At 44.5% G+C, this 20,591-nt stretch carries 23 protein-coding genes; 21 read left to right on the top strand and 2 right to left on the bottom strand.

The window, feature by feature from the left end; genetic code table 11:
• Positions 1-162 precede the first annotated feature (162 nt).
• The 7 genes from tuaD (at position 163) to BTR1S_RS00085 (ending at position 7,854) form a co-directional block, all read left to right on the top strand.
• Positions 163-1,494, top strand: a complete 1,332-nt coding sequence (gene tuaD, locus BTR1S_RS00115; RefSeq protein WP_087962540.1) for a UDP-glucose 6-dehydrogenase TuaD — start codon at positions 163-165, stop codon at positions 1,492-1,494.
• A 17-nt stretch (positions 1,495-1,511) separates the two neighbouring features.
• Positions 1,512-2,441 carry an NAD-dependent epimerase/dehydratase family protein gene (locus BTR1S_RS00110; RefSeq protein ID WP_006639275.1) on the top strand — a complete coding sequence of 310 codons (930 nt, stop codon included), beginning with the start codon at positions 1,512-1,514 and terminating at the stop codon, positions 2,439-2,441.
• A gap of 65 nt (positions 2,442-2,506) precedes the next feature.
• Complete coding sequence (tuaE, locus tag BTR1S_RS00105; RefSeq protein WP_006639274.1) at positions 2,507-3,964, top strand: teichuronic acid biosynthesis protein TuaE; 1,458 nt, start codon at positions 2,507-2,509, stop codon at positions 3,962-3,964.
• A gap of 38 nt (positions 3,965-4,002) precedes the next feature.
• Entirely contained in the window at positions 4,003-4,680 is a 678-nt protein-coding gene (tuaF, locus tag BTR1S_RS00100) for a teichuronic acid biosynthesis protein TuaF (protein ID WP_029419585.1), read from the top strand.
• Between the two features lie 28 nt (positions 4,681-4,708).
• Complete coding sequence (gene tuaG, locus BTR1S_RS00095) at positions 4,709-5,467, top strand: teichuronic acid biosynthesis protein TuaG (protein WP_006639272.1); 759 nt, start codon at positions 4,709-4,711, stop codon at positions 5,465-5,467.
• Positions 5,468-5,485: 18 nt separating this feature from the next.
• Positions 5,486-6,667 (top strand): teichuronic acid biosynthesis protein TuaH, encoded by a 1,182-nt coding sequence (tuaH, locus tag BTR1S_RS00090; RefSeq protein WP_029419584.1) that lies wholly within the window; start codon positions 5,486-5,488, stop codon positions 6,665-6,667.
• Positions 6,668-6,789: 122 nt separating this feature from the next.
• Positions 6,790-7,854 carry a glycosyltransferase family 4 protein gene (locus tag BTR1S_RS00085; protein ID WP_006639270.1) on the top strand — a complete coding sequence of 355 codons (1,065 nt, stop codon included), beginning with the start codon at positions 6,790-6,792 and terminating at the stop codon, positions 7,852-7,854.
• A gap of 142 nt (positions 7,855-7,996) precedes the next feature.
• Here BTR1S_RS00085 and BTR1S_RS00080 read toward each other — a convergent pair whose 3' ends face one another.
• On the bottom strand, positions 7,997-9,076 hold the full coding sequence (locus tag BTR1S_RS00080) for an LCP family protein (protein WP_006639269.1): 1,080 nt from the start codon (positions 9,074-9,076) through the stop codon (positions 7,997-7,999).
• A gap of 16 nt (positions 9,077-9,092) precedes the next feature.
• Positions 9,093-9,731: a YigZ family protein gene (locus BTR1S_RS00075; RefSeq protein WP_006639268.1), complete on the bottom strand. Its 639-nt coding sequence runs from the start codon at positions 9,729-9,731 to the stop codon at positions 9,093-9,095.
• Between the two features lie 221 nt (positions 9,732-9,952).
• Between BTR1S_RS00075 and degS the strand changes: the two genes are divergently transcribed.
• From degS to csrA, 14 genes are all read left to right on the top strand, one after another.
• Positions 9,953-11,110 carry a two-component sensor histidine kinase DegS gene (gene degS, locus BTR1S_RS00070; protein WP_006639267.1) on the top strand — a complete coding sequence of 386 codons (1,158 nt, stop codon included), beginning with the start codon at positions 9,953-9,955 and terminating at the stop codon, positions 11,108-11,110.
• An 81-nt stretch (positions 11,111-11,191) separates the two neighbouring features.
• Positions 11,192-11,881, top strand: a complete 690-nt coding sequence (gene degU / locus BTR1S_RS00065; RefSeq protein ID WP_003185730.1) for a two-component system response regulator DegU — start codon at positions 11,192-11,194, stop codon at positions 11,879-11,881.
• Positions 11,882-12,000: 119 nt separating this feature from the next.
• Positions 12,001-12,843, top strand: a complete 843-nt coding sequence (locus tag BTR1S_RS00060; protein WP_006639266.1) for a DegV family protein — start codon at positions 12,001-12,003, stop codon at positions 12,841-12,843.
• 117 nt (positions 12,844-12,960) lie between these two features.
• The gene (locus BTR1S_RS00055) at positions 12,961-14,382 is read left to right on the top strand and encodes an ATP-dependent helicase ComFA (protein WP_501162037.1); all 1,422 of its coding nucleotides are present in this window, start codon (positions 12,961-12,963) and stop codon (positions 14,380-14,382) included.
• A gap of 56 nt (positions 14,383-14,438) precedes the next feature.
• Complete coding sequence (gene comFB, locus BTR1S_RS00050) at positions 14,439-14,723, top strand: late competence protein ComFB (RefSeq protein WP_006639264.1); 285 nt, start codon at positions 14,439-14,441, stop codon at positions 14,721-14,723.
• The gene (locus BTR1S_RS00045) at positions 14,680-15,414 is read left to right on the top strand and encodes a ComFC family protein (RefSeq protein ID WP_006639263.1); all 735 of its coding nucleotides are present in this window, start codon (positions 14,680-14,682) and stop codon (positions 15,412-15,414) included. The genes comFB and BTR1S_RS00045 overlap by 44 nt, the downstream gene beginning before the upstream one ends.
• A 57-nt stretch (positions 15,415-15,471) precedes the next feature.
• Complete coding sequence (locus BTR1S_RS00040; RefSeq protein ID WP_006639262.1) at positions 15,472-15,891, top strand: TIGR03826 family flagellar region protein; 420 nt, start codon at positions 15,472-15,474, stop codon at positions 15,889-15,891.
• 79 nt (positions 15,892-15,970) lie between these two features.
• Positions 15,971-16,234 carry a flagellar biosynthesis anti-sigma factor FlgM gene (gene flgM, locus BTR1S_RS00035; RefSeq protein WP_006639261.1) on the top strand — a complete coding sequence of 88 codons (264 nt, stop codon included), beginning with the start codon at positions 15,971-15,973 and terminating at the stop codon, positions 16,232-16,234.
• Between the two features lie 14 nt (positions 16,235-16,248).
• Positions 16,249-16,731, top strand: coding sequence for a flagellar protein FlgN (locus tag BTR1S_RS00030; protein ID WP_029419581.1), 483 nt, complete (start codon positions 16,249-16,251; stop codon positions 16,729-16,731).
• 17 nt (positions 16,732-16,748) lie between these two features.
• Complete coding sequence (gene flgK, locus BTR1S_RS00025; RefSeq protein WP_029419580.1) at positions 16,749-18,272, top strand: flagellar hook-associated protein FlgK; 1,524 nt, start codon at positions 16,749-16,751, stop codon at positions 18,270-18,272.
• Positions 18,273-18,282: 10 nt separating this feature from the next.
• Positions 18,283-19,194 carry a flagellar hook-associated protein FlgL gene (flgL, locus tag BTR1S_RS00020; protein WP_006639258.1) on the top strand — a complete coding sequence of 304 codons (912 nt, stop codon included), beginning with the start codon at positions 18,283-18,285 and terminating at the stop codon, positions 19,192-19,194.
• A 49-nt stretch (positions 19,195-19,243) separates the two neighbouring features.
• Positions 19,244-19,810: a DUF6470 family protein gene (locus BTR1S_RS00015; protein ID WP_029419579.1), complete on the top strand. Its 567-nt coding sequence runs from the start codon at positions 19,244-19,246 to the stop codon at positions 19,808-19,810.
• Between the two features lie 20 nt (positions 19,811-19,830).
• Complete coding sequence (gene fliW, locus BTR1S_RS00010; protein ID WP_029419578.1) at positions 19,831-20,262, top strand: flagellar assembly protein FliW; 432 nt, start codon at positions 19,831-19,833, stop codon at positions 20,260-20,262.
• Positions 20,256-20,480 (top strand): carbon storage regulator CsrA, encoded by a 225-nt coding sequence (gene csrA / locus BTR1S_RS00005; RefSeq protein ID WP_006639255.1) that lies wholly within the window; start codon positions 20,256-20,258, stop codon positions 20,478-20,480. Before fliW ends, csrA begins: the two co-directional genes overlap by 7 nt.
• Positions 20,481-20,591: the final 111 nt, after the last annotated feature.

The raw sequence follows: 20,591 nt of genomic DNA, 5'->3' as shown, positions 1-20,591 counted from the left end.
CAAATAAAGACGAAGCCGTTTAAAGCGGCGGGTTTGCGTCCATGATGGAAATATAGAGAGAACATACACCTGATGTATAGAGATGGAAAGAGATAAAAAAATCATCGCCTAATAAAAAGCTATTGGATGGAAGGGTTAGCTTAAGAGAAGGGAATGATGATATTGAAAAGAATCGCTGTTATTGGAACAGGATATGTTGGGCTGGTATCTGGAACATGTTTTGCTGAGGTGGGGAATTCTGTCGTCTGCTGTGATATAGACGCTGAAAAAATCAGAAGTCTCTCAGCCGGTATCATGCCGATTTATGAAAACGGGCTTAAAGAACTTGTTGATAAAAACGTAGATGAAAACCGTTTGTTCTTTTCAACGGACATTCCCAAGGCGATAAGAGAAGCTGACATCATATATATAGCAGTCGGGACGCCGATGTCAGAGAGCGGAGAAGCCGATTTAACCTATGTCAAAGCGGTTGCCGAAACGATTGGAAGACACTTGAACGGCTATAAAATCATCGTCAACAAAAGCACGGTCCCTGTCGGAACAGGAAAGCTCGTCCAATCGATTATCGAGCAGGCTTCCCAAGGCCGTCATCTGTTTGATGTCGTGTCAAATCCTGAATTTTTACGTGAAGGAACAGCCATTTACGACACGATGAATATGGAAAGAGCCGTTATTGGGGCAACGAGTGAAAAAGCCGCGGCGATAATTGAAGAACTTCATGAACCATTTCAAACGACAATCGTCAAATCAAATCTAGAAAGCGCGGAAATGATTAAATACGCGGCAAACGCATTTTTGGCAACGAAAATTTCTTTTATTAACGATATTGCCAATATTTGCGAAAGAGTCGGGGCGGATGTGTCCAAAGTTTCTGAAGGAGTCGGGCTTGACAGCAGAATCGGCAAAAAGTTTTTAAAAGCCGGAATCGGCTTTGGCGGTTCATGCTTTCCGAAGGATACGATGGCCTTATTGCAAATCGCAAAATCAGTCGGCTATCCTTTCAAAATGATAGAAGCCGTCATTGAGACGAATCGAAAACAGCGCGCCCACATCGTTCAAAAACTGCTTGATGTGTTTGGCGATCTTGAGGGCAGGACGGTATCCGTCTTGGGGCTTGCGTTCAAACCGAATACAAATGATATGCGCTCATCTCCGGCTCTTGACGTCATCCCAATGCTTCACAGCCTTGGGGCGCGAGTCAAAGCCTACGACCCGATTGCCGCTCCTGAAGCAGAACGTCTGCTTGGCAGCCAGGCCGAATACAGCGAAGACTTGTATGAAACGGTAAAAGATACAGACGCATGCCTGATTTTGACAGAATGGCCAGAGGTTCAGCATATGAATATAACAAAATTAAAATCATGCTTAAACCAGCCTGTCCTGATTGACGGACGAAATTTATTTGAGCTTGAAGACATGAAAAGAGAAGGGTTCATCTATCATTCAATCGGCCGCCCTGAGGTACAGGGAGAGAAGATACTAACAAAAGTTTAAAACGCGGGGTGTTATTGATGGAAAAAGTTTTGGTGACAGGCGGATGCGGATTTATCGGATCACATATCACAGAACAGCTTTTAAAAGAAAATTATCACGTAACGATTCTCGACAATTTATCAACGGGCCATCTTGCAAATATTGACGGACTTCCGGTTGACCTCCATCAGGAGGATATTACCAAGCCCGAAGCGATGGAGCTGATCAAAAGCATTAATCCCGATTATATTATTCATTTGGCAGCACAGGTAAGCGTTGCGGAATCTGTCAGCGATTTTTTGAAGGACGAAAACATCAATATAAGAGGTTCATTGCACGTCATAAAAGCGGCCAGTGAATGCGGTGTGAAAAAAATCATTTTTGCCTCGTCCGCGGCCGTTTACGGAAATCCGAATTATTTGCCTGTCGACACCCGACATATAACAAATCCAGGTTCTCCATACGGTTTGACAAAACTGACGGTTGAAAACTATTTGAAACTGGCCTATGACTTGTATGGAGTCGAGTACTGCATTTTACGGTACAGCAATGTATATGGACCGCGCCAGGATGCAAAAGGAGAAGGCGGCGTCGTCTCGATTTTCTCCGATTTATTAACAAACGGCACCGCGCCGGTCATCTTTGGCGACGGAGAACAATCCCGGGATTTTATTTATGTGGGAGATGTGGCCGCTGCCAATGTGAATGCGCTCAAAGCTCAATCAAACGTTTGTTTAAATGTGTCAAACGGCTTTTCCATCACAGTCAACGAGCTGTTTGCAGAGATGAAAAAGGCCACGAACTCAACGCTTTCCCCGGTATACCGGGATGAAAGACCCGGAGACATCCGCCACAGCACGCTTTGTAATGAAGAAACAAAAAAAATATTAAACTGGGAACCGCAAATGCCGCTTGATAAAGGTCTTGAAAAAACCATTTCATATTATAGAAAAGAAATGAAAGCATAAAAAATCTGGCTGCTGGCTTAATACCGGCAGCCCTTTTCCTAGAAGAAGCGGAAGGAGGGGGACAAATGAGTTTGAAACGTTCGGCGGTCAATGTGCTGATTTGGCTCGCAGCTTTGACCGCAGGCTTTGCTCTAACTCATATATTGGCTCAAACAAGTTCAAAAAAAATCATATTTGTTTTTCTGCTATTGATCGCAATCGGCGCGCTGTTGCTCCTCAAGCCATACTTGTCATACGATCAGCTGAAGATGCCCGTCATCTATCTTCTCATTGCTGCCACATTTGCCAACAATGCATTTTTCACGATTAAACTGGGATTTTTCAGCCTGTTTCCATACAGAATTCTCCTGATCGTCGCGGCTGTCTGGTTTATTGCGGAAATGCTGAAAAGCCAAAGCCACCTTGAACAATGGAAGCAGGTTCATGTGAAGGGCATCCTTGCTTTTTTTGCCTTTTGGTTTTGCTATGGAATGATTTCACTGCTTTGGGTCAAGTCTGTTACAGACGGGTTGAAATATTTATCGCTGTTGGCGATGGGAATGTTTTTCGTTTTTCTGATTGTGATGTATTTTCAGAAATTGGAGCGGCTGCTCTTGTTTTATTACATATGGATGGCGATGACGGTTTTTCTGATGGCCATCGGGTTCTATAATCATTTTACCCTGCACCATCTGCCGAGTTCGACGCTTTACAACGGACCGTTGTATAAACAGCACTATCCGACATCTGTATTTTTCAACCAAAATGACTTTGCGACGTTTCTGGCGATCAGCTTTTTCTTTTACCTATCCTTTTTTAAAAATATAAAAAACAGCTATTTAAAAATTGCGGGCCTGCTGCTTGCGTGCTGTTCCGTTTACTTGATTTTTCTAACCGGTTCAAGGGCAAGCATTTTGGGGATCCTTGCCGGACTCGCGCTGTACGCCTTTATTCTGCTGCCCCGCTTGTTGAAAAGGTGGGTGCTGATCGCCGCGGCTGCCGGATTCATCGCTTTTGCTGCACTTTTCGCCGGCAAGATCACAAACGTGGTTTATACGCTGTTTTTTGCCCCGCAAACCGCACATGATTTCAGTGAGCCGCTGCCGTCAAATGTCGCAAGGGCGAATCTTTTGAAAAACGCGGGACACTATGTGCTGGATACATACGGATTTGGCGTCGGCGCGGGAAATGTTCCTTATTACTTAGAGCACCATGCTCTTTTTGATACAGATCAGGTTGTTGAGGTGCATAACTGGCTTGTCGAAATTATGGCGAACTTCGGTGTAATCATGATGCTCGGCTATATCACGATGTATCTGTATGTCATGCTGGCCCTTTACCGATTTTATAAAAAAAGACTTGCCAGCCGGTACAAACTTCTGTTGGAAGGTTTGCTCGCCGCCCTTCTCAGCTTTCTTGTTTCAAGCATAAGCCCAAGTTCGATTTCCAATTTATTTTTCCATTGGGTATTTCTCGCCCTGGTCATTGCGACCGTCAACACGTTCAGAATCAAAGAGACGGATGAGATCGAACGTTTCAGATGATGTTTTGCAAGAAAATTTAAAAACAGGGAGACATTCATGTGAAAGATTTAATGAAACGTATTGCAGGAAGAATCAAAAAGTATATCGTGCCGATCGTCGCGCTTCCGCTTGTTCTCGGGCTGTTTGGGTATATGATGCCAAAAGGCCAGACTGCCCCGGCCGATTATACGGCAAGCGTCACCATTTCAACCGGGAATTACGGTGAATCGCTATACAACAACGCTAAAGAAGTTCCGTTATTGCTGAAGAACGAGCCGTTTTTAAAAGAGGTTTTTCCTGGTGCAGACGAGGAGGAACTTGCCGAAATGAAAGAGGAACTGGGAATCGACATCAGGTCTGATTCGCTTTTTAATCTCAGTTATACGGGGCCAGACAAAGAAGAAACGTTGAATGTGTTGCAAAAAATCAAGGATGCTTATTTGAAAGAAGATCAGAAACTGTTTTTGAAAAGAGACCAGGTCATTGACAAGAACATTAAAGCGCTTGAAGGTGAGACGGTCAGCGATGATTCAAAGGTGGATAAACAGCGGTTTTTGTATGAGCTGGAAACGAACAGGCTCGACCTGAAAGCGGCTGAGGAAATAGAACCGTTAACCGTTTTGGACAATGCAGCCGGAGGGATGTCTCCTAAAAAAAGAGCGGTATTGGGGATTCTGATCGGCTTGGCGCTGTCGTTTTTTATCATTGTTGTTCCCGAAGTTTTTAGAGAACGTTAAATTTTGATTGGGGATGTGGACAAGGACCATGACGAGCCAAAAACCTTTAATCTCTGTTATTACACCTTCCTATAACGCGGAGGAATTTATCGAAAAGACGATTCAGTCTGTCATCGGCCAGAGCTTTTCCGATTGGGAAATGATCATAGCCGATGACTGCTCGACAGACGGAACAAGAGACATTTTGAAGCGCTATGAAGCGGAAGACGGGCGGATTCATGCCGTTTATTTACAGGAGAATAAGGGGGCGGCTGCCGCGCGGAATGCGGCGCTCAACAAAGCGAAAGGGCGCTATGTGGCGTTTTTGGACAGCGACGATGTCTGGAAAAGGGAAAAGCTTGAAAAACAGCTCGCCTTTATGAGAAAACACCAGCATGCCTTCACATTCACGGCTTACGAGCTGATCAGCCAAAACGGTGAGGCGCTTCATAAAACGATTGAAGCGCCTGAAAGCCTCACATATGATGACGTCCTGAAAAACACGATCATCGGCTGTTTGACGGTCATGCTTGACAGGGAACAGACCGGCAGCATTCAGATGCCGAATATCAGAACAAGGCAGGATTTGGCGACATGGCTGTCCATTTTAAAACGGGGCTTTAAAGCGTACGGGCTGAACGAGCCATTGGCGGAATACCGGATTGTCGAAACATCGATTTCGAGAAACAAGTGGAAAGCGGCCCAGAAAACCTGGTATGTGTACAGGGAGATCGAGCGTCTGCACTTGATGAAAGCGACATGGTGCTTTATGCATTATGCGAAAAATGCGGTAAAAAAAAGATTATAGCGCGGGAAGTGATGGAACGTGGGAGATGAAAAAGTGATACACGTCATCGTGGCGACGGGCGAATGGGGACAAGACCAATTAAGGTACAGAAGGCATCGGCTGGCTGAATTTTTAGCAGAGCAACAAGAGACGAAGGAGGTCTTCTGGGTATGTCCGGCTGCAGAAGCTCCTCAAGAAGCGTTTACAAAGCTTCACAACGGAATTATACAATTTGCGGTAAAGGATTTTTTGAAAAAGAAAATGTTCAGGTTTGCCCGTTATCGGGACGTGTTTTATCAAAAAAAACTGAGACTGCTGCTTGAACGGCTGAAAACTGAGGTAGAAGGCGAAAAAGTGTGTTTATGGTATACATTCCCTGGTTTTCCGCTGTTGTCGTCGCTTTATGACTGGGACCATATCGTATACGATTGCAGCGACCTTTGGGCAGCCCCGATCAGCGGAAAACGAAATCTTGCATCTACATTCAGGCAAAAGGTTATTTTTGAGGCGGAAAGCAGAATTATCAAGGCGGCAAATACAATTTTCTGCACTTCTGAGCACTTGCGCCAAAATGTTGAAAACCGGCTGGGGGAAGAGGGAAAGCCGGTTTTTACAGTGGAAAACGGAGTGGAATATGACTTCTTTGCCTTGAATCATGAAAGGGCAGAGGTGCTGAGCGGAAGAAAGGGCACCGTTTTGGGCTTTATCGGCGGAATTAAACCAAAGCTTGATTTTAAGCTGGTTAAAAAAGCGGCGAGAGCAAAAAAAGACTGGATATTTTTATTTGTCGGCCCCGACGGAACGAATGGTGATGCCGATTTTAAAGAAATGCTTGAGGAGGATAATGTCGTATGGACGGGCCCGGCGGCGCCGGCGGAAGTTCCCGCCTACATGAATGTGATCGATATCGGAATCATGCCCTATAAGCCTTCGCCTTATAATGACGCGGTGTTTCCTTTAAAGCTGTTTGAATTTTTGGCGGCAGGAAAGCCTGTCGCAGGGATGAACTTGCCTTCGACGAAAAAGGTGGAGAAAGAGGATGTATACCGGCATATGACAGGAAGCGATCCAGGCGCTTTTACGGCTCTCTGTGAAGAACTCGAGCGCTCATATGATGATCCTTCGTCTATTGAACTCCGCAAGAAAATTGCGTGTGAAAAGGACTGGCACCGGCTGTTTTTAACAATGCTTGGAAAACTGAACCTCAATCAAGATGCGTAGTCTATAATTTATAATGTTTCTTTTAGTTGAAGCTTGTTATAATAAATAATGAAATTGTATAATGGAGAGGTATGTCCGACATTATAAACTATCCAGACTTCATTTAAAAAGGAGACTTCTTTATGTCTTATGAACGCACAATTTTTGCGTTTTTTGTCTCTCTGATTGTTGTTTTAATCATTACTCCGCTTATAAAACGTTTAGCAATCAAATTCGGTGTCGTTGACCAGCCGGATAATCGAAAAATACACAATAAAGTCATGCCGAGAATGGGCGGTTTAGCCATATTTATAGGAGTCTTGACCGGTTCGGTGGCCGGCGGCCTTTATGAAAACAGAATAACGGCGATTACGCTCGGCGCTTGTCTGATTGTGATTTTAGGAATTATCGATGACAAATACAATTTAAGTGCAAAAGTTAAATTTATCGTTCAAATATTAGTTGCGTGTCTCATCGTCAGTACTGGCTTGAAAATGGAATTTTTATCAATACCGTTTTGGGATGTCCGCTTTGATTTGGGCTTGTGGGCATACCCATTGACGATATTGTGGATCGTGGGAATCACCAATGCGATCAATTTAATTGACGGATTGGACGGATTGGCGGCCGGGATATCCGTGATCGGCTTATCCACAATCGCCGTCATGGCTTTTTCAGCCGACAAAATCTTAATTTTCTCATTATCCATCGTCGTCATCGGCAGCACGATCGGCTTTCTTTTTTACAATTTCCACCCGGCGAAAATCTTTATGGGAGACACAGGCTCGCTCTTTCTCGGCTATGTGATCTCCGTGCTGTCGCTATTGGGGCTGTACAAAAGCGTGACGCTCTTCAGCGTCGTCGTGCCGATCATTATTTTAGGGGTGCCGATATTTGACACAACGTTTGCGATCATCAGAAGGATTTTGAACAAGCAGCCGATTTCGGCCCCGGATAAATCGCATATACATCACAGGCTGATGGCATTCGGGCTGTCACACAGAAAGGCCGTCATTGTCATCTATTTAATCGGCATTGTCTTCAGCCTCTGCGCCATTCTCCTGAAAACGGCGACACTTTGGATGTCGATCTTCATCATCTTCTGCTTGATCCTGTTCATGCAGATCATCGCAGAAGTAACAGGACTGGTGAATGAAAAATATAAACCGTTCACGAAGTTTTACAGGCGTATGGTGAAAAAGAATTGAGACGGAATGGGAAAACTCTGATTTCTTAATGAGATCAGGGTTTTTTGCTATCGTCCTTTATCGGTCCTCACTGAGGTCAGTGACAAGGGCAAGGTGATCATAATAAAAAGCACCTCTTCATGATCAAGAGATGCTTTTCTTCCTAATAAGAAGACGCAGACGTATCGGTAGAACTTTCCGTTCCGTCAACGGTGGATGCGGGGCTTTCTGTCGATGTTCCGCTTGAATCAGCGGTTGCATTCGGATATAAATGATGATTCAACTCATTCTGAACATTGGTCAGGTTTTGTTCGTCCGGCTCAAAGTAATAGACGCCTGCGAGATTCAAATCCTTGCCGGTAATGCTTAACGTCTCAATATCGTTGCCTTTAAAGCCGTTGTATATTTGCTGAAGGGCCAATGCTTGTGTAATTCTAAAGTTCGTTTGTATATTCTTGCTTGCTTTTTGTGCGATCGTATCGATCTTAGCCAGGTTTTGCGGCTTGGAAATTTGGTCGAGCGCTGCCTTCAGAATTTGTTTTTGCCTGTCGTTTCTGCCAAAGTCGCCGCGTTTATCCTGCTTCCTCATCCTGGCATAGGCAAGAGCTTCTTCCCCGTTTAAATGCATGTTTCCTTTTTTGAAGTAAATTCGTTTCGTTTTGGAGACATCGCTTTTTTCATTAAAATCAAACGGTACATCTACATCGATTCCGCCGATTTCGTCAATGACATCTTTGAATCCGTCAAAATCGACCGTTGCATAGTAGTCGATCGGAATCCCTAAGAAATCCTCGACAGTTTCAATCGTTTCTTCTTTGCCGCCTTTGGAGTACGCTGCATTGATCTTTGTTTTTGCTCCTGTTGTGTCACCGGCGAGCTGAACTCTTGTATCCCTCGGGATGCTCAGCATTTTCATCGTTTTTTGTTTAGGGTCGAGCGTCACGACAATGAGGGAATCAGTCCGTCCTTTTTCCCCTTTCGTCGAGTAATCTTCGACACCCATAAATAAGATGGAGAACGGTTTTTTCTTGATGTCGACGACCTCATCGCGAAGCTTCGACTTTTCCCCCCGTTCCAATTGGTCATAGGTGCCGTCAGCCGCAGAGATCGTATTGTAAATCTTGTATATCCCCACTCCGCCAACCGCGAGCAGTGCGAGTAACATAAGGACAAAAAAACGTTTGATCAGCTTCCTTTTTTTATTCTTTTTTTTCCGCACTTTCACTCTTATACGCTCAGCCATATATATATATTCTCCTTTAATTATTAAAAGCTTCTTCCAAGTAAATCTGAATACCTTCCCTGTTTTCACTCTTGCCGTTTGTCAATTCGGTCATCCATTCTGTAAAGATCTGCTTGTCGCTTTCTTTTACATATGTTTCAAACTCAACTTCATCAGTATAGTGAACGTCCTTAATTTGATAAGGGGACTCGCGAAGCTCGTTTTCGAGCTTGCCGATCCATGTGTAGTCGACTTTGGTGTGCATGACGCGCATCAGTTTGCGTTCGACGACGCCGACATGGTTCAGCCCTTCTGATACGGATTTTCCATAAGCGCGTATCAACCCCCCGGCGCCGAGCTTGATGCCGCCGAAATACCGTGTCACAACTGCGCAAGTATCCTTCAAATTGCGTTTTTTTAAGACTTCAAGCATCGGGACCCCTGCCGTTCCGCTCGGTTCGCCGTCATCATTCGCTTTTTGAATTTGGTCGTTTTCCCCGATGACATAAGCGGAGCAATTATGGGTTGCATTCCAATGCTGTTTTTTTATGGTATGAATAAAATCCTGTGCTTCTTCCTCAGAACTGACACGGCTTAAATGACAAATAAACCGGGACTTCTCAATCACGATTTCATGGGTCCCATTACCGGAAACAGTGAGATAGCTTTGAAGCATGCCTGTTTACCCCCTGACAAAAGCCATGCGGCTGTTCATTAAATACGAACAGACTTAGAATTTTTACGCGTATTTTGTTATGATTAAAGTGATATGGATAGGAGATCAAAATAGAACCAAAAAACAGAATACGCATTCTTTCATTATAATTCGACACGAATTTCAGTTCAATGAAATTTATGATAAAACTACATGACAATGCTGTTACGGAGGGAAAATGGGTGAGTGTTTCCAAAATGGACTCCAAAGTCTTAGATTCAATTATTATGAAAATGTTAAAAACCGTGGACGGGAGCAAAGATGAAGTCTTTCAAATCGGCGAACAATCCCGCCAGCAATATGAAGGCTTGGTGGAAGAGCTGAAGCAGATAAAGCAGCAGGTCAACGAAGTCATTGATCTCGGAGACAGATTAGAGGTACATGCCAGGCATGCGAGGAACCGTTTGTCTGAGGTCAGCAGAAACTTTCATAAATTCAGTGAAGCGGAAATTCGCGAAGCTTATGAAAAGGCGCACAAACTTCAAGTAGAGCTGACGATGATTCAGCAGCGCGAAAAACAGCTTAGAGAGAAACGCGACGATCTGGAAAGGCGCCTCCTTGGCCTTCAGGAAATCATTGAACGTTCCGAAGGGCTTGTCAGTCAAATTACAGTTGTCTTAAACTATTTAAACCAAGACTTGCGCCAAGTTGGCGTTTTATTGGAAGATGCACAGGCAAAACAGGATTTCGGTCTTCGAATTATCGAAGCGCAGGAAGAAGAAAGAAAAAGAGTGTCGCGTGAGATTCACGACGGCCCAGCGCAAATGCTGGCAAATGTGATGATGAGATCGGAATTGATAGAACGGATATTCAGGGACAAGGGAACGGAAGAAGGCTTTCAGGAAATTAAAAACCTCCGGCAAAACGTTCGAAATGCCCTTTATGAAGTCAGACGGATCATATATGATTTAAGGCCGATGGCTTTAGATGACCTGGGGCTAATTCCGACGCTCAGAAAGTATTTGAACACAATCGAAGATTATCATGGGAAAGCGAAAATTCATTTCCATTGTATCGGGGAATCTGAAGAAAGACGAATTGCACCGCGTTTTGAGGTGGCGCTTTTCAGGCTTGCTCAAGAAGCGGTCACAAATGCCCTGAAACATTCCGAATCGACCGAAATTCATGTTAAAGTAGAAGTAACGAAAGATTTTGTTACTCTGATTATAAAGGATAACGGAAACGGCTTTGATTTAAAAGAAGCGAAAAGCAAGAAAAACAAATCTTTCGGTCTGCTCGGGATGAAGGAAAGAGTCGATTTGCTTGAAGGGACAATGACGATTGATTCAAAAATAGGTCTCGGGACATTTATTTTGATTAAAGTTCCGCTTTCATTGTAAATATAATTGTAAAATAGAGACAAAAGACATATTGACCATAAAAGCGGTGTGTAGAACAATGAGAATGGGGAGGCGTAGCTTGTGACTAAAGTAAATATTGTAATTATTGATGATCATCAGTTATTCCGAGAAGGTGTCAAACGGATTTTGGATTTTGAGCCTACTTTTGAGGTAGTGGCTGAAGGAGACGACGGTGATGAAGCGGCTCGCATCGTCGAGCACTATCATCCTGATGTTGTGATCATGGATATTAATATGCCGAATGTAAACGGAGTTGAAGCGACAAAACAGCTTGTCGATTTGTATCCTGAATCAAAGGTCATTATTCTATCGATCCATGATGACGAAAACTATGTGACACATGCGTTGAAAACCGGAGCGCGCGGCTATCTGCTGAAAGAAATGGACGCAGATACATTGATTGAAGCCGTTAAGGTAGTGGCAGAAGGCGGTTCTTATCTTCACCCTAAAGTAACGCACAATCTTGTCAATGAATTCCGCCGTCTGGCAACAAGCGGTGTGTCATCACACGCTCAGCACGAAGTATATCCGGAAATCCGCAGACCTTTGCACATTTTGACAAGACGGGAATGCGAAGTTTTACAGATGCTCGCGGACGGAAAAAGCAACCGCGGCATAGGAGAATCTTTATTTATCAGTGAAAAAACGGTTAAAAACCATGTCAGCAACATCCTGCAGAAAATGAATGTCAATGACAGAACTCAAGCTGTAGTTGTGGCCATTAAAAATGGCTGGGTAGAAATGAGATAAAAGTGGACTTGCCATCGGGCAGGTCTTTTCTTTTTTGAAAATCATATTTTATAGTGAAAAACGATTGTTTTTCTTTTAAAATAGGAAAAAAAGTATCTTTCATAAGGAAGGTTTATTTCATGAAAACAGCAGTAGTAACTGACAGTACAGCTTATATACCTAAAGAACTGCGGGATCGCCACCATATACATATGATACCGCTCAATGTCGTTTTCGGTGAAGCTTCATACAAAGAAGAAATTGACATGAGCTGGAAAGATTATTACAAAGAAGTCAAAGCTCATAACAACCTCCCGACGACTTCCCAGCCTGCTTACGGCGAATTGATCGCCCTGTATGAAAAGCTTGCCGAATCATACGATGCGGTGATCAGCATCCATCTTTCCAGCGGAATCAGCGGCACGTTTAACAGCGCTGTGTCAGCAGGCGGAATGCTGGAGAACATCAAGGTGTATCCATATGATTCGGAAATCAGCTGCATGGCCCAAGGTTTTTATGCGATCGAAGCGGCTGAAATGGCGGAAAAAGGAGCAGCGCCCGAAGAAATCCTCAGTCATTTGGATCATATGAAAACCTCGATGAGAGCTTATTTCATGGTTGACGATCTTTCCCATCTGCAAAGAGGGGGCAGGCTGAGCGGCGCACAGGCTTTTGTCGGCAGCCTTTTAAAAGTAAAGCCGATTCTACATTTTGAGAACAAGCTGATCGTTCCATTTGAAAAAATCAGGACGAGAAAAAAAGCCTTAAACCGTATATATGAACTTCTTGATGAGGACGCCGGAAAAGGCAAACCGCTGAGAGTTGTCGTCATCCATGCCAATCGCGAGGAGGAAGCCGAACAGATAATCGAAGAGCTGTCACAGCAATATCCTCATGCGGAATTTTACAAGAGCTATTTTGGCCCTGTAATCGGCACGCACCTTGGCGAAGGCGCAATGGGCATCGCCTGGTATCTAGTATAAATGTAAATCTCCGTTTGATAAAACGGGGATTTTTTGATTTTCTAAGACTCACAGTCCGCTATTTTTCGGTTTTGCCGGTTTTACAAAACAGCGGGCCTGAAAGATACTGATAACAGATTGGAGGTGATTCAAATCGCGTCAGCCGAAAATAGCCGGCATCCAGCATCCGAATACTCCCGCAGGTTTCATTCTATGCTTGAGTCCCGCCACCTTCTCAAAAGCGAGTTGCCTTTTCCCGATCATGTGATTGAATGGCATATCCAAAAAGGTTTGATAAAAACTGAAAAACCGATTGCAAAAACGGCAAAAGGCTTTATTTGCAAACGATGCGGACAGGATCAGCAGACGTTTTTTGCTAAATACCCTTGTTTTATTTGTGATAAAACCTGCGTTTACTGCCGTTCATGCGTGATGATGGGGAGAGTAAGCGAATGTACGCCGCTCTTAACTTGGAAAGACGCTGACCTGCCCAAATGGCCGGCTGTCCGGATGGAGTGGAGAGGCGTTCTTTCCGAGGGGCAGGAAAAAGCGGCAAGCTCGATTGTTGAAGCCATCCGCAAAAAAGAAGAGCTGTTAATTTGGGCGGTTTGCGGTGCCGGTAAAACAGAGATTCTTTTTCAGGGAATAGAATTTGCTTTGGCTAAAGGCTTGAGAGTATGTATAGCCACTCCGAGAACAGATGTTGTTCTTGAGCTTGCCCCGAGATTAAAGAACGCTTTTAAAGGAGTAGAAATTGCCGCTTTATACGGAGGGAGTCCAGACAGGGGGATGCTCTCGCCTCTCATGATTTCTACCACCCACCAGCTTCTGCGCTACAAAGAAGCGTTCGATGTGATCATTGTTGATGAGGTTGATGCATTTCCATATTGTTTGGATAAAAAGCTGCAATACGCCGTGAAAAAAGCGGGAAAGCAGCAATGCGCCCGAATATATTTAACGGCTACACCTTCGCGGGAAATGAAACGGCATGTTGGATCCGGGAGGCTTAAGGCCGTTCAGATTCCGGCAAGGTATCACAGAAGTCCATTGCCAGAACCGGAATTTGCATGGTGCGGCAACTGGAAAAAGAGACTTGAACGAAAAAACATTCCCTCCGCCGTGAAAAATTGGCTTTTCAAGCATAAAGAACTGGATCAGCCTGTCTTTTTATTTGTGCCCTCGATTCAGACGCTTCAATCTGCGGTCAGGCTGTTGAAAAAGGAACATTTCAATACAGCGGGCGTACATGCGGATGACCCGGATAGAAATGAAAAGGTAAAGCAGTTTAGAAGCGGAGCGTTTGATATTCTCGTCACAACAACCATATTGGAACGGGGGGTAACGGTCAAAAAAGCCCAGGTCGGAGTGCTCGGTGCGGAGTCAGCCGTTTTTACAGAAAGAGCTCTTGTTCAAATATCGGGAAGAGCGGGGAGGCATCCGCAGTTTCCGATCGGAGCCGTTTGTTTTTTTCATTTCGGCAAGACGGTCAATATGATAGCCGCCCGCCGTCATATTCAACAAATGAATAAAATGGCTAAACTGGAAAATTTGATTGACTAGTCCGATAATCATGGTACAGTATACTCAAAAGATGAAAAACGAGGAGCGGTGCCGGAATGCTAGTCAATGCAAAAGAAGCTGTCATGGAAGAACTGTTTAATCAATATATAGACCAGCTCAATATGAGCTGCTTATGCAGCAGGTGCAAAGAAGATGTGCTGGCTTTGGCTTTGAATGCGGTCAAGCCCAAATATGTCACAGATAAATCCAAGCTGGCGTACATAAAGGCTGAGCTTGTTGACAAGCAGAAAAATACATCAATGCTTGTCACTTTGGCTGAAGCCGCCAGAAGGGTCAATGAAAATCCGCATTGCGAACAACATAAGAAAGGAAGAGGATAAGCTGATTTGTTTAATTTGTGAAGCGCCTCTTTTACATTCTCTTTCATGGCGTTCTTTTTTCTTTTTCAAGACGGAAGAAAAAATATGCAGAGAATGTAAAGAGAGCTTTATCAAAATAAAAGGGAGTGTGTGCCGCAAATGCGGCCGGCCTCAAAGCAGCGAAAAGCTCTGCCCGGACTGTTTAAAATGGGAAGCAAATCCGAAAACCTGCGGCCTTCTCCAACAAAACCGCTCCGTATATGTCTATAATCCTTTCATGAAAGAAGTTCTCGCCCGTTTTAAGTTCAGGGGCGACGCAGAACTCGTCTACGCATTTGCTCCTTCATTTAGCCGCGCCTTTCAAACATACTGCTCCCATTCAGATATCGCACTGGTACCGATACCCCTCAGTGAAGAACGTAAAAAGGAAAGAGGCTTTAACCAGGCGGAAAGGCTTGCTTCCTTATTGAACAGGCCTATCATGCAGCCATTGATCAGAACGGAAAATGAGAAACAGTCGAAAAAAAGCAAGGCGGAGCGTCTTAAACAGAAAACGGTTTTCAAGACGGAGAAGGGTTCTGTAAAAGGTTTGAACGTCATGCTGATTGATGATTTGTATACGACTGGGGCCACTCTTCATCATGCGGCTGAATGTCTGAAAGCGGACGGGGAAGCAAATACAGTATCATCCTACACTTTAATTCGAAGCTAAATCATTTCTTTTCCCTGCCGATATAAATGATAGAATTTAAGGATAGGGGTCAAAATTATGAATCAATTGGCGAATTGTCCAAATTGTAATGCATTGTTTTTAAAAAACAGCTTTCAAACCGTCTGTAATTCTTGTCTCAAAGAAGAAGAGCGTTCATTTGAAAAAGTATACAAATTTCTAAAAAAACAGGAAAACCGGCAGTCTACGATGATTCATATTGTGGAAAAAACGGGTGTCGAGGAAGAGCTTATTTTGAAGTTTATCAGACAGAAACGCATCCAGCTTTCCAACTTTCCGAATCTCGGCTATCCGTGTGAAAGATGCGGCACCACTATCCGGGAAGGCCGGTATTGCCAGTCCTGTGATCAAGATTTAGCATCGCAAATAAGCCAATTAGACCAGCTGGAACAGCTTGAAAAAGAGAAGGGCAATAGTTCCAAAGGCACATACTATACCTTTCAGCCTAAAAACAACTGATTCCCTAAACTAACTCGCAGCTCAGACGATAAAATGAGTATGATCATAGATGACTATGACGGAAAGTGAGAGGAATCCCATGAAGATCAACCAATATGGAACACAATCTGTTAGTCCTTATCATAAATCTTTTGAAAAACAAACATTGCCAACTCAGACAGCAGCCCAGCAGGATAAAGTTGAAATTTCTGCAAAGGCAAAGGAGCTGCAAAAAGGACCTGATTTAATGAAGGAACGCCATGAAAAAATCGCCCGGCTGAAAGCGGCAGTTGAAAATGGCACATATCAAATCGACCGCGCAGGCATAGCAGAAAAAATGGTCAATTTCTATAAACAGCAATAAAGAAGGAGGAAGACATATCAGTGAAACGGGTGATAGAAGAGCTTGAGCGCCTTTGCGTCCTGCACGAGCATCTGCTGAAGCTGTCTGAACAAAAAACAGAGGCACTGAAGAATAATGAAATTAAAGATCTTTCTGACATCGTGACGAAGGAACAAAAATATGTGCAGGCGATTGAACAAACGGAGCAAGCACGGATTGAGGCTACACAAGATTGCATCGGCAAAGCCGATACAACCATCAGCACATGCATCAGCGAGGCGGAAGGCAGTGAAAAAACGGCGCTGGAACAGCTATTTGAAAGGCTTTCACAGCTTGTCGCCCGTTTGAAAGATGTGAACGACCTGAACAAACAGCTGACGATTCAGTCGCTTCAATTCATATCACTCACATTTGACATGCTTTTTCCGAACGAAGGAAACGCAAATTACGGAAAACCGCAGGAGCCGCCCAAGCAGGGGGCCTCAAGCAGGCTTTCTCTTTTTGATTCAAAGGCTTAGAACGGAGGGAAAGAAAGATGACGATACCAACTTTTATGGGGCTGGAAACAGCGAAAAGAGGGCTGGCCGCCCAGCAGGCTGCTTTAAGCGTCACAGCAAACAACATATCAAATGCCAATACGGAAGGATATTCAAGGCAGCGTGTCACTTTTAAAGCGACAACTCCTTATCCGTCGGTCTCAATGAATTCCGTCGGTCTTGCCGGACAAATGGGAACAGGTGTTGAGGTCGGTTCGGTTGAACGGGTGAGAGACAGTTTTCTCGATTATCAATATCGGTCCCACAGTACAAACGCAGGTTATTACAATTCAAAAGTCGATGCCTTTGCACAAATGGAAGGCATAATGAACGAACTGGATGACAGCGGGCTGAACAGCGTACTCAATTCTTTTTGGAATTCAATCCAGGAATTAACGAACAATGCGCATGAGCCGAGCGCGCGGTCGGTTGTGGCGCAAAAAGGGCAGACGGTCGCCCAGACGTTCAACCATTTGTATGAATCATTAACGACTGTCCAAAGAAATTTAGGCGATCAGCTGAATCAAGACGTCTTGACGATGAATTCGCTGCTTTCTCAGTTGAACAGCTTGAACGAGCAAATTGCACAAGTTGAACCAAACGGCTATCTTCCGAATGATTTATACGATAAACGCGACCAGCTGCTTGATCAGCTGTCCTCCATGGCCAGTATAAAAGTCAGCTACAATAAAACAGGCGGCAATTCGCTTCCTGCTGCAGAGGGAACCGTTTCCGTCGAAATTCTCGGCAGCAACGGCCAGTCTCTCGGCAAGGTGCTTGATGGTCAAACTTACACAACTGCGGATGTCAAAGTAAACTATGACAATGACACAGGGCTTGTGACAAGCATCTCACTCGGCGGGACGGACATCGCAGCCGACGCTTTTACAAGCAAAGGCTCGCTTTTAGGTTTAATTGAATCCTTCGGTTATATGTCAAACGGCGAAGAAAAAGGGATTTATCCCGACATGCTCACCAATCTTGATGATATGGCGCTTGCTTTTGCAAAAGCGTTTAACGAGGTCCATCAAAACGGCTTCACCAATACAGGTGAAAAGGGAGGCGCGTTCTTTGAATTTACCGGCACAGAGGCTGAGCCTGCCAAAGGGGCGGCGGCGAAAATAAAAGTAGCCGATGATATCATGGCTTCCAGAGGTGAAAAGATCGCCGCATCGCTGAACGGCCAAACGAGTGATAACGCAAATGCGACAAACCTGGCAGCGGTCTTTACGAGCAAAATTACAATCGGCGAGAAAACGACGACTGTTTTAGACTACTACGCCGGCATCATCGGCGAAATGGGTGTTCAGGCGCAGGAGACGAACCGCCTGGCGAAAAATACGGAAACACAGCTCAATTCAGCAGAAATCAACCGGCAGTCGGTGAGCGCGGTTTCGCTGGATGAAGAAATGTCAAACATGATCCAATTCCAGCATGCTTATAATGCAGCCGCGAGAATGATCACACTGCAGGACGAAATTCTAGATAAGATAATTAACGGCATGGGTGTCGTGGGAAGGTAGGTAAAGAACTATGCGGGTAACCCAAGGCATGATCGCAAGAAACTCTTTGCGCTACATAAATTCCAGCTACGGGAAGCTGGATAAGCTTCAATCACAGATTTCATCCGGGAAAAAAATCACGAGGGCGTCAGACGATCCGATCGTTGCGATGAAAAGCCTGAAATACAATACGCAATTATCCCAGGTGCAACAATATAAAAGCAATGCCTCACAGGCGTTTACATGGCTTGAAAACACGGAAACGAACATTACTGAGGGCATTGATGTTATGCAGAAAGTAAGAGAGCTTGTTGTTAAAGCTAAAAACAATACAAACGGTGACGATGAGCTGCAGGCGATTGGGGTTGAAATCGGCCAGTTGAAGGAACAGCTGACGCAGATCGCCAATACCCAGGTCAACGGACGCTACATTTTTAACGGGACGAACTCGGATGTCGCTCCGATCGTCAAAAATGCTGACGGATCTTATACGTATAATTTTGAAAACTATACAAGCACTTCTGACGTAACCATTAATGTTTCTCCTAATGCGACATTAAAGGTGAATGCAAATCCGATTACAGCCTTTGGCGGACAATCAGACAGCGGGCAAAACGTCTTTCAAATGCTCGATTCTCTTGAACAAGCCTTAAAATCAGGTTCATTGGACGGCATGGACGCCATTTTGTCAGATATTGATCAATTTTCCAGTCAGATGAGTGCTGAGCGGTCTGATATAGGCGCGCGCTACAATCGGCTTGAATTAATCAATACGAGGTTAAGCGCACAAGAAGAAACTTCGACTAAAGTGCTGTCAGACAACGAAGATGTTGAGCTTGAAGAAGTAATCACCGATTTTATTACACAGCAAAGCGTCCACAGAGCCGCACTTTCTGTAAACGCGAAAATCGTTCAGCCGACATTGATAGACTTTTTAAGATAAAAGCGACTCTCATTGAGTTGCTTTTTTTCAACAAAAGGAGGCAGACAGCATGCAGATGCCAAGGTTAATTATGCAAAATATCCCCGGCCGCATCGGTTTAACAACGATACCGCCGGACTTGAGAATGGAACAGCCCCAAGCAGATGTGGAGATCGAACAGCCGCCCGCTGAGCTGGAGATCACAACGACTCCTTCAAAGCTTACGATTGACCAGACGAAAGCCTGGGAAGACTTGGATAGGAAGAATGTGTTCAAACGGATTGAAGAAGCTGCACAGCAAGGCTATCAGGATTGGCTTGCCGGGATGGCGAGAACGGCCGAAGAAGGGGACGAAATGATGAGGATCGAAATCGAAGGCGACCCGATTGCCGATCAGGCCAAAAGAAACAGCGAGCCTGAACCGATCCAGATCGGCGTCCACTTTACACCTTCTTTTGATCGAGTAAAAATCGCGTATGAACCATCTAAAGCGAATATTGAAGTGACACCGCATAAGCCTGTCATTGAAGTAAAGCCGAATAAGCCGATTGTGGATTATACGCCAGGCAGCGTGAAGGTTGACATGCTTCAATATCCGGAGTTAAAAATAGATGTGGAATATCCAAAACAAAAGTAAAACGAAAAGGATCGTGAACAATGATCATTCAAACAAAATACCATGGAGACACGCAAATCCAAGAAGAACAAATGATACTGTTTGCAAACGGCCTGCCGGGATTTTCGGATGAGAAAAAATTCGTCATCCTGCCGCTTTCAGAGGACTCCCCGTTAGTCGTCCTCCAGTCGGCGGAAACGGCAGAGCTTGCCTTCATCGTGGCCAGTCCGTTTGTTTTTTTCAAAGACTACGGTTTTGATCTTGATGAAACGACAGTTGAGCTGCTGGAAATCGAATCGGCCGAAGACGTTGAAGTGATGGCTATTTTAACAATTGAAGAGCCTTTTGAGAAATCGACGGCCAACTTGATGGCTCCGATCGTCGTAAATCGCAAAAAAATGCTCGCCAAACAAGTAATTTTGCACGACTCCCCTTATCAAACAAAGCATCCGATAGGAGGGGGAGCATGCTAGTCTTATCCCGCAAACTTAATGAATCGATTCAAATCGGCGATGATATTGAAGTGAAAATTATTGCGGTTGACGGAGATCAGGTGAAAATCGGCATCGATGCGCCGAAGCACATTGACATTCACCGCAAGGAAATCTATTTGTCAATCCAGGAAGAAAACAGCCGGGCCGCTTCTATTTCAAACGATTTGCTGGCGAAATTATCCTCACAAAAAAAGTGAGGATTTTTTTATTTTGGCTATAAACATTCCAATACCGGCTCCGATATAAAGGATGTAGCAGGAAGGGCAGCCTGAATGCTGCAAAAGCACATGGACGTGCGATCAAACATA

The organism is Bacillus sonorensis NBRC 101234 = KCTC 13918, assembly GCF_001592005.1.
Lineage (GTDB): Bacteria > Bacillota > Bacilli > Bacillales > Bacillaceae > Bacillus > Bacillus sonorensis.
The sequence above is the reverse complement of the archived record's forward strand: the minus strand, read 5'-3'. Positions and strand labels throughout refer to the sequence as shown.

Coding starts and splice junctions, on each gene's coding strand:
- BTR1S_RS00110 (WP_006639275.1), top strand. CDS start 1,512: ATGGAAAAAGTTTTGGTGACAGGCGGATGCGGATTTATCGGATCACAT.
- tuaE (WP_006639274.1), top strand. CDS start 2,507: ATGAGTTTGAAACGTTCGGCGGTCAATGTGCTGATTTGGCTCGCAGCT.
- tuaG (WP_006639272.1), top strand. CDS start 4,709: ATGACGAGCCAAAAACCTTTAATCTCTGTTATTACACCTTCCTATAAC.
- BTR1S_RS00085 (WP_006639270.1), top strand. CDS start 6,790: ATGTCTTATGAACGCACAATTTTTGCGTTTTTTGTCTCTCTGATTGTT.
- BTR1S_RS00080 (WP_006639269.1), bottom strand. CDS start 9,076: ATGGCTGAGCGTATAAGAGTGAAAGTGCGGAAAAAAAAGAATAAAAAA.
- BTR1S_RS00075 (WP_006639268.1), bottom strand. CDS start 9,731: ATGCTTCAAAGCTATCTCACTGTTTCCGGTAATGGGACCCATGAAATC.
- BTR1S_RS00060 (WP_006639266.1), top strand. CDS start 12,001: ATGAAAACAGCAGTAGTAACTGACAGTACAGCTTATATACCTAAAGAA.
- comFB (WP_006639264.1), top strand. CDS start 14,439: ATGCTAGTCAATGCAAAAGAAGCTGTCATGGAAGAACTGTTTAATCAA.
- BTR1S_RS00045 (WP_006639263.1), top strand. CDS start 14,680: ATGAAAATCCGCATTGCGAACAACATAAGAAAGGAAGAGGATAAGCTG.
- BTR1S_RS00040 (WP_006639262.1), top strand. CDS start 15,472: ATGAATCAATTGGCGAATTGTCCAAATTGTAATGCATTGTTTTTAAAA.
- flgM (WP_006639261.1), top strand. CDS start 15,971: ATGAAGATCAACCAATATGGAACACAATCTGTTAGTCCTTATCATAAA.
- flgK (WP_029419580.1), top strand. CDS start 16,749: ATGACGATACCAACTTTTATGGGGCTGGAAACAGCGAAAAGAGGGCTG.
- flgL (WP_006639258.1), top strand. CDS start 18,283: ATGCGGGTAACCCAAGGCATGATCGCAAGAAACTCTTTGCGCTACATA.
- BTR1S_RS00015 (WP_029419579.1), top strand. CDS start 19,244: ATGCAGATGCCAAGGTTAATTATGCAAAATATCCCCGGCCGCATCGGT.
- fliW (WP_029419578.1), top strand. CDS start 19,831: ATGATCATTCAAACAAAATACCATGGAGACACGCAAATCCAAGAAGAA.
- csrA (WP_006639255.1), top strand. CDS start 20,256: ATGCTAGTCTTATCCCGCAAACTTAATGAATCGATTCAAATCGGCGAT.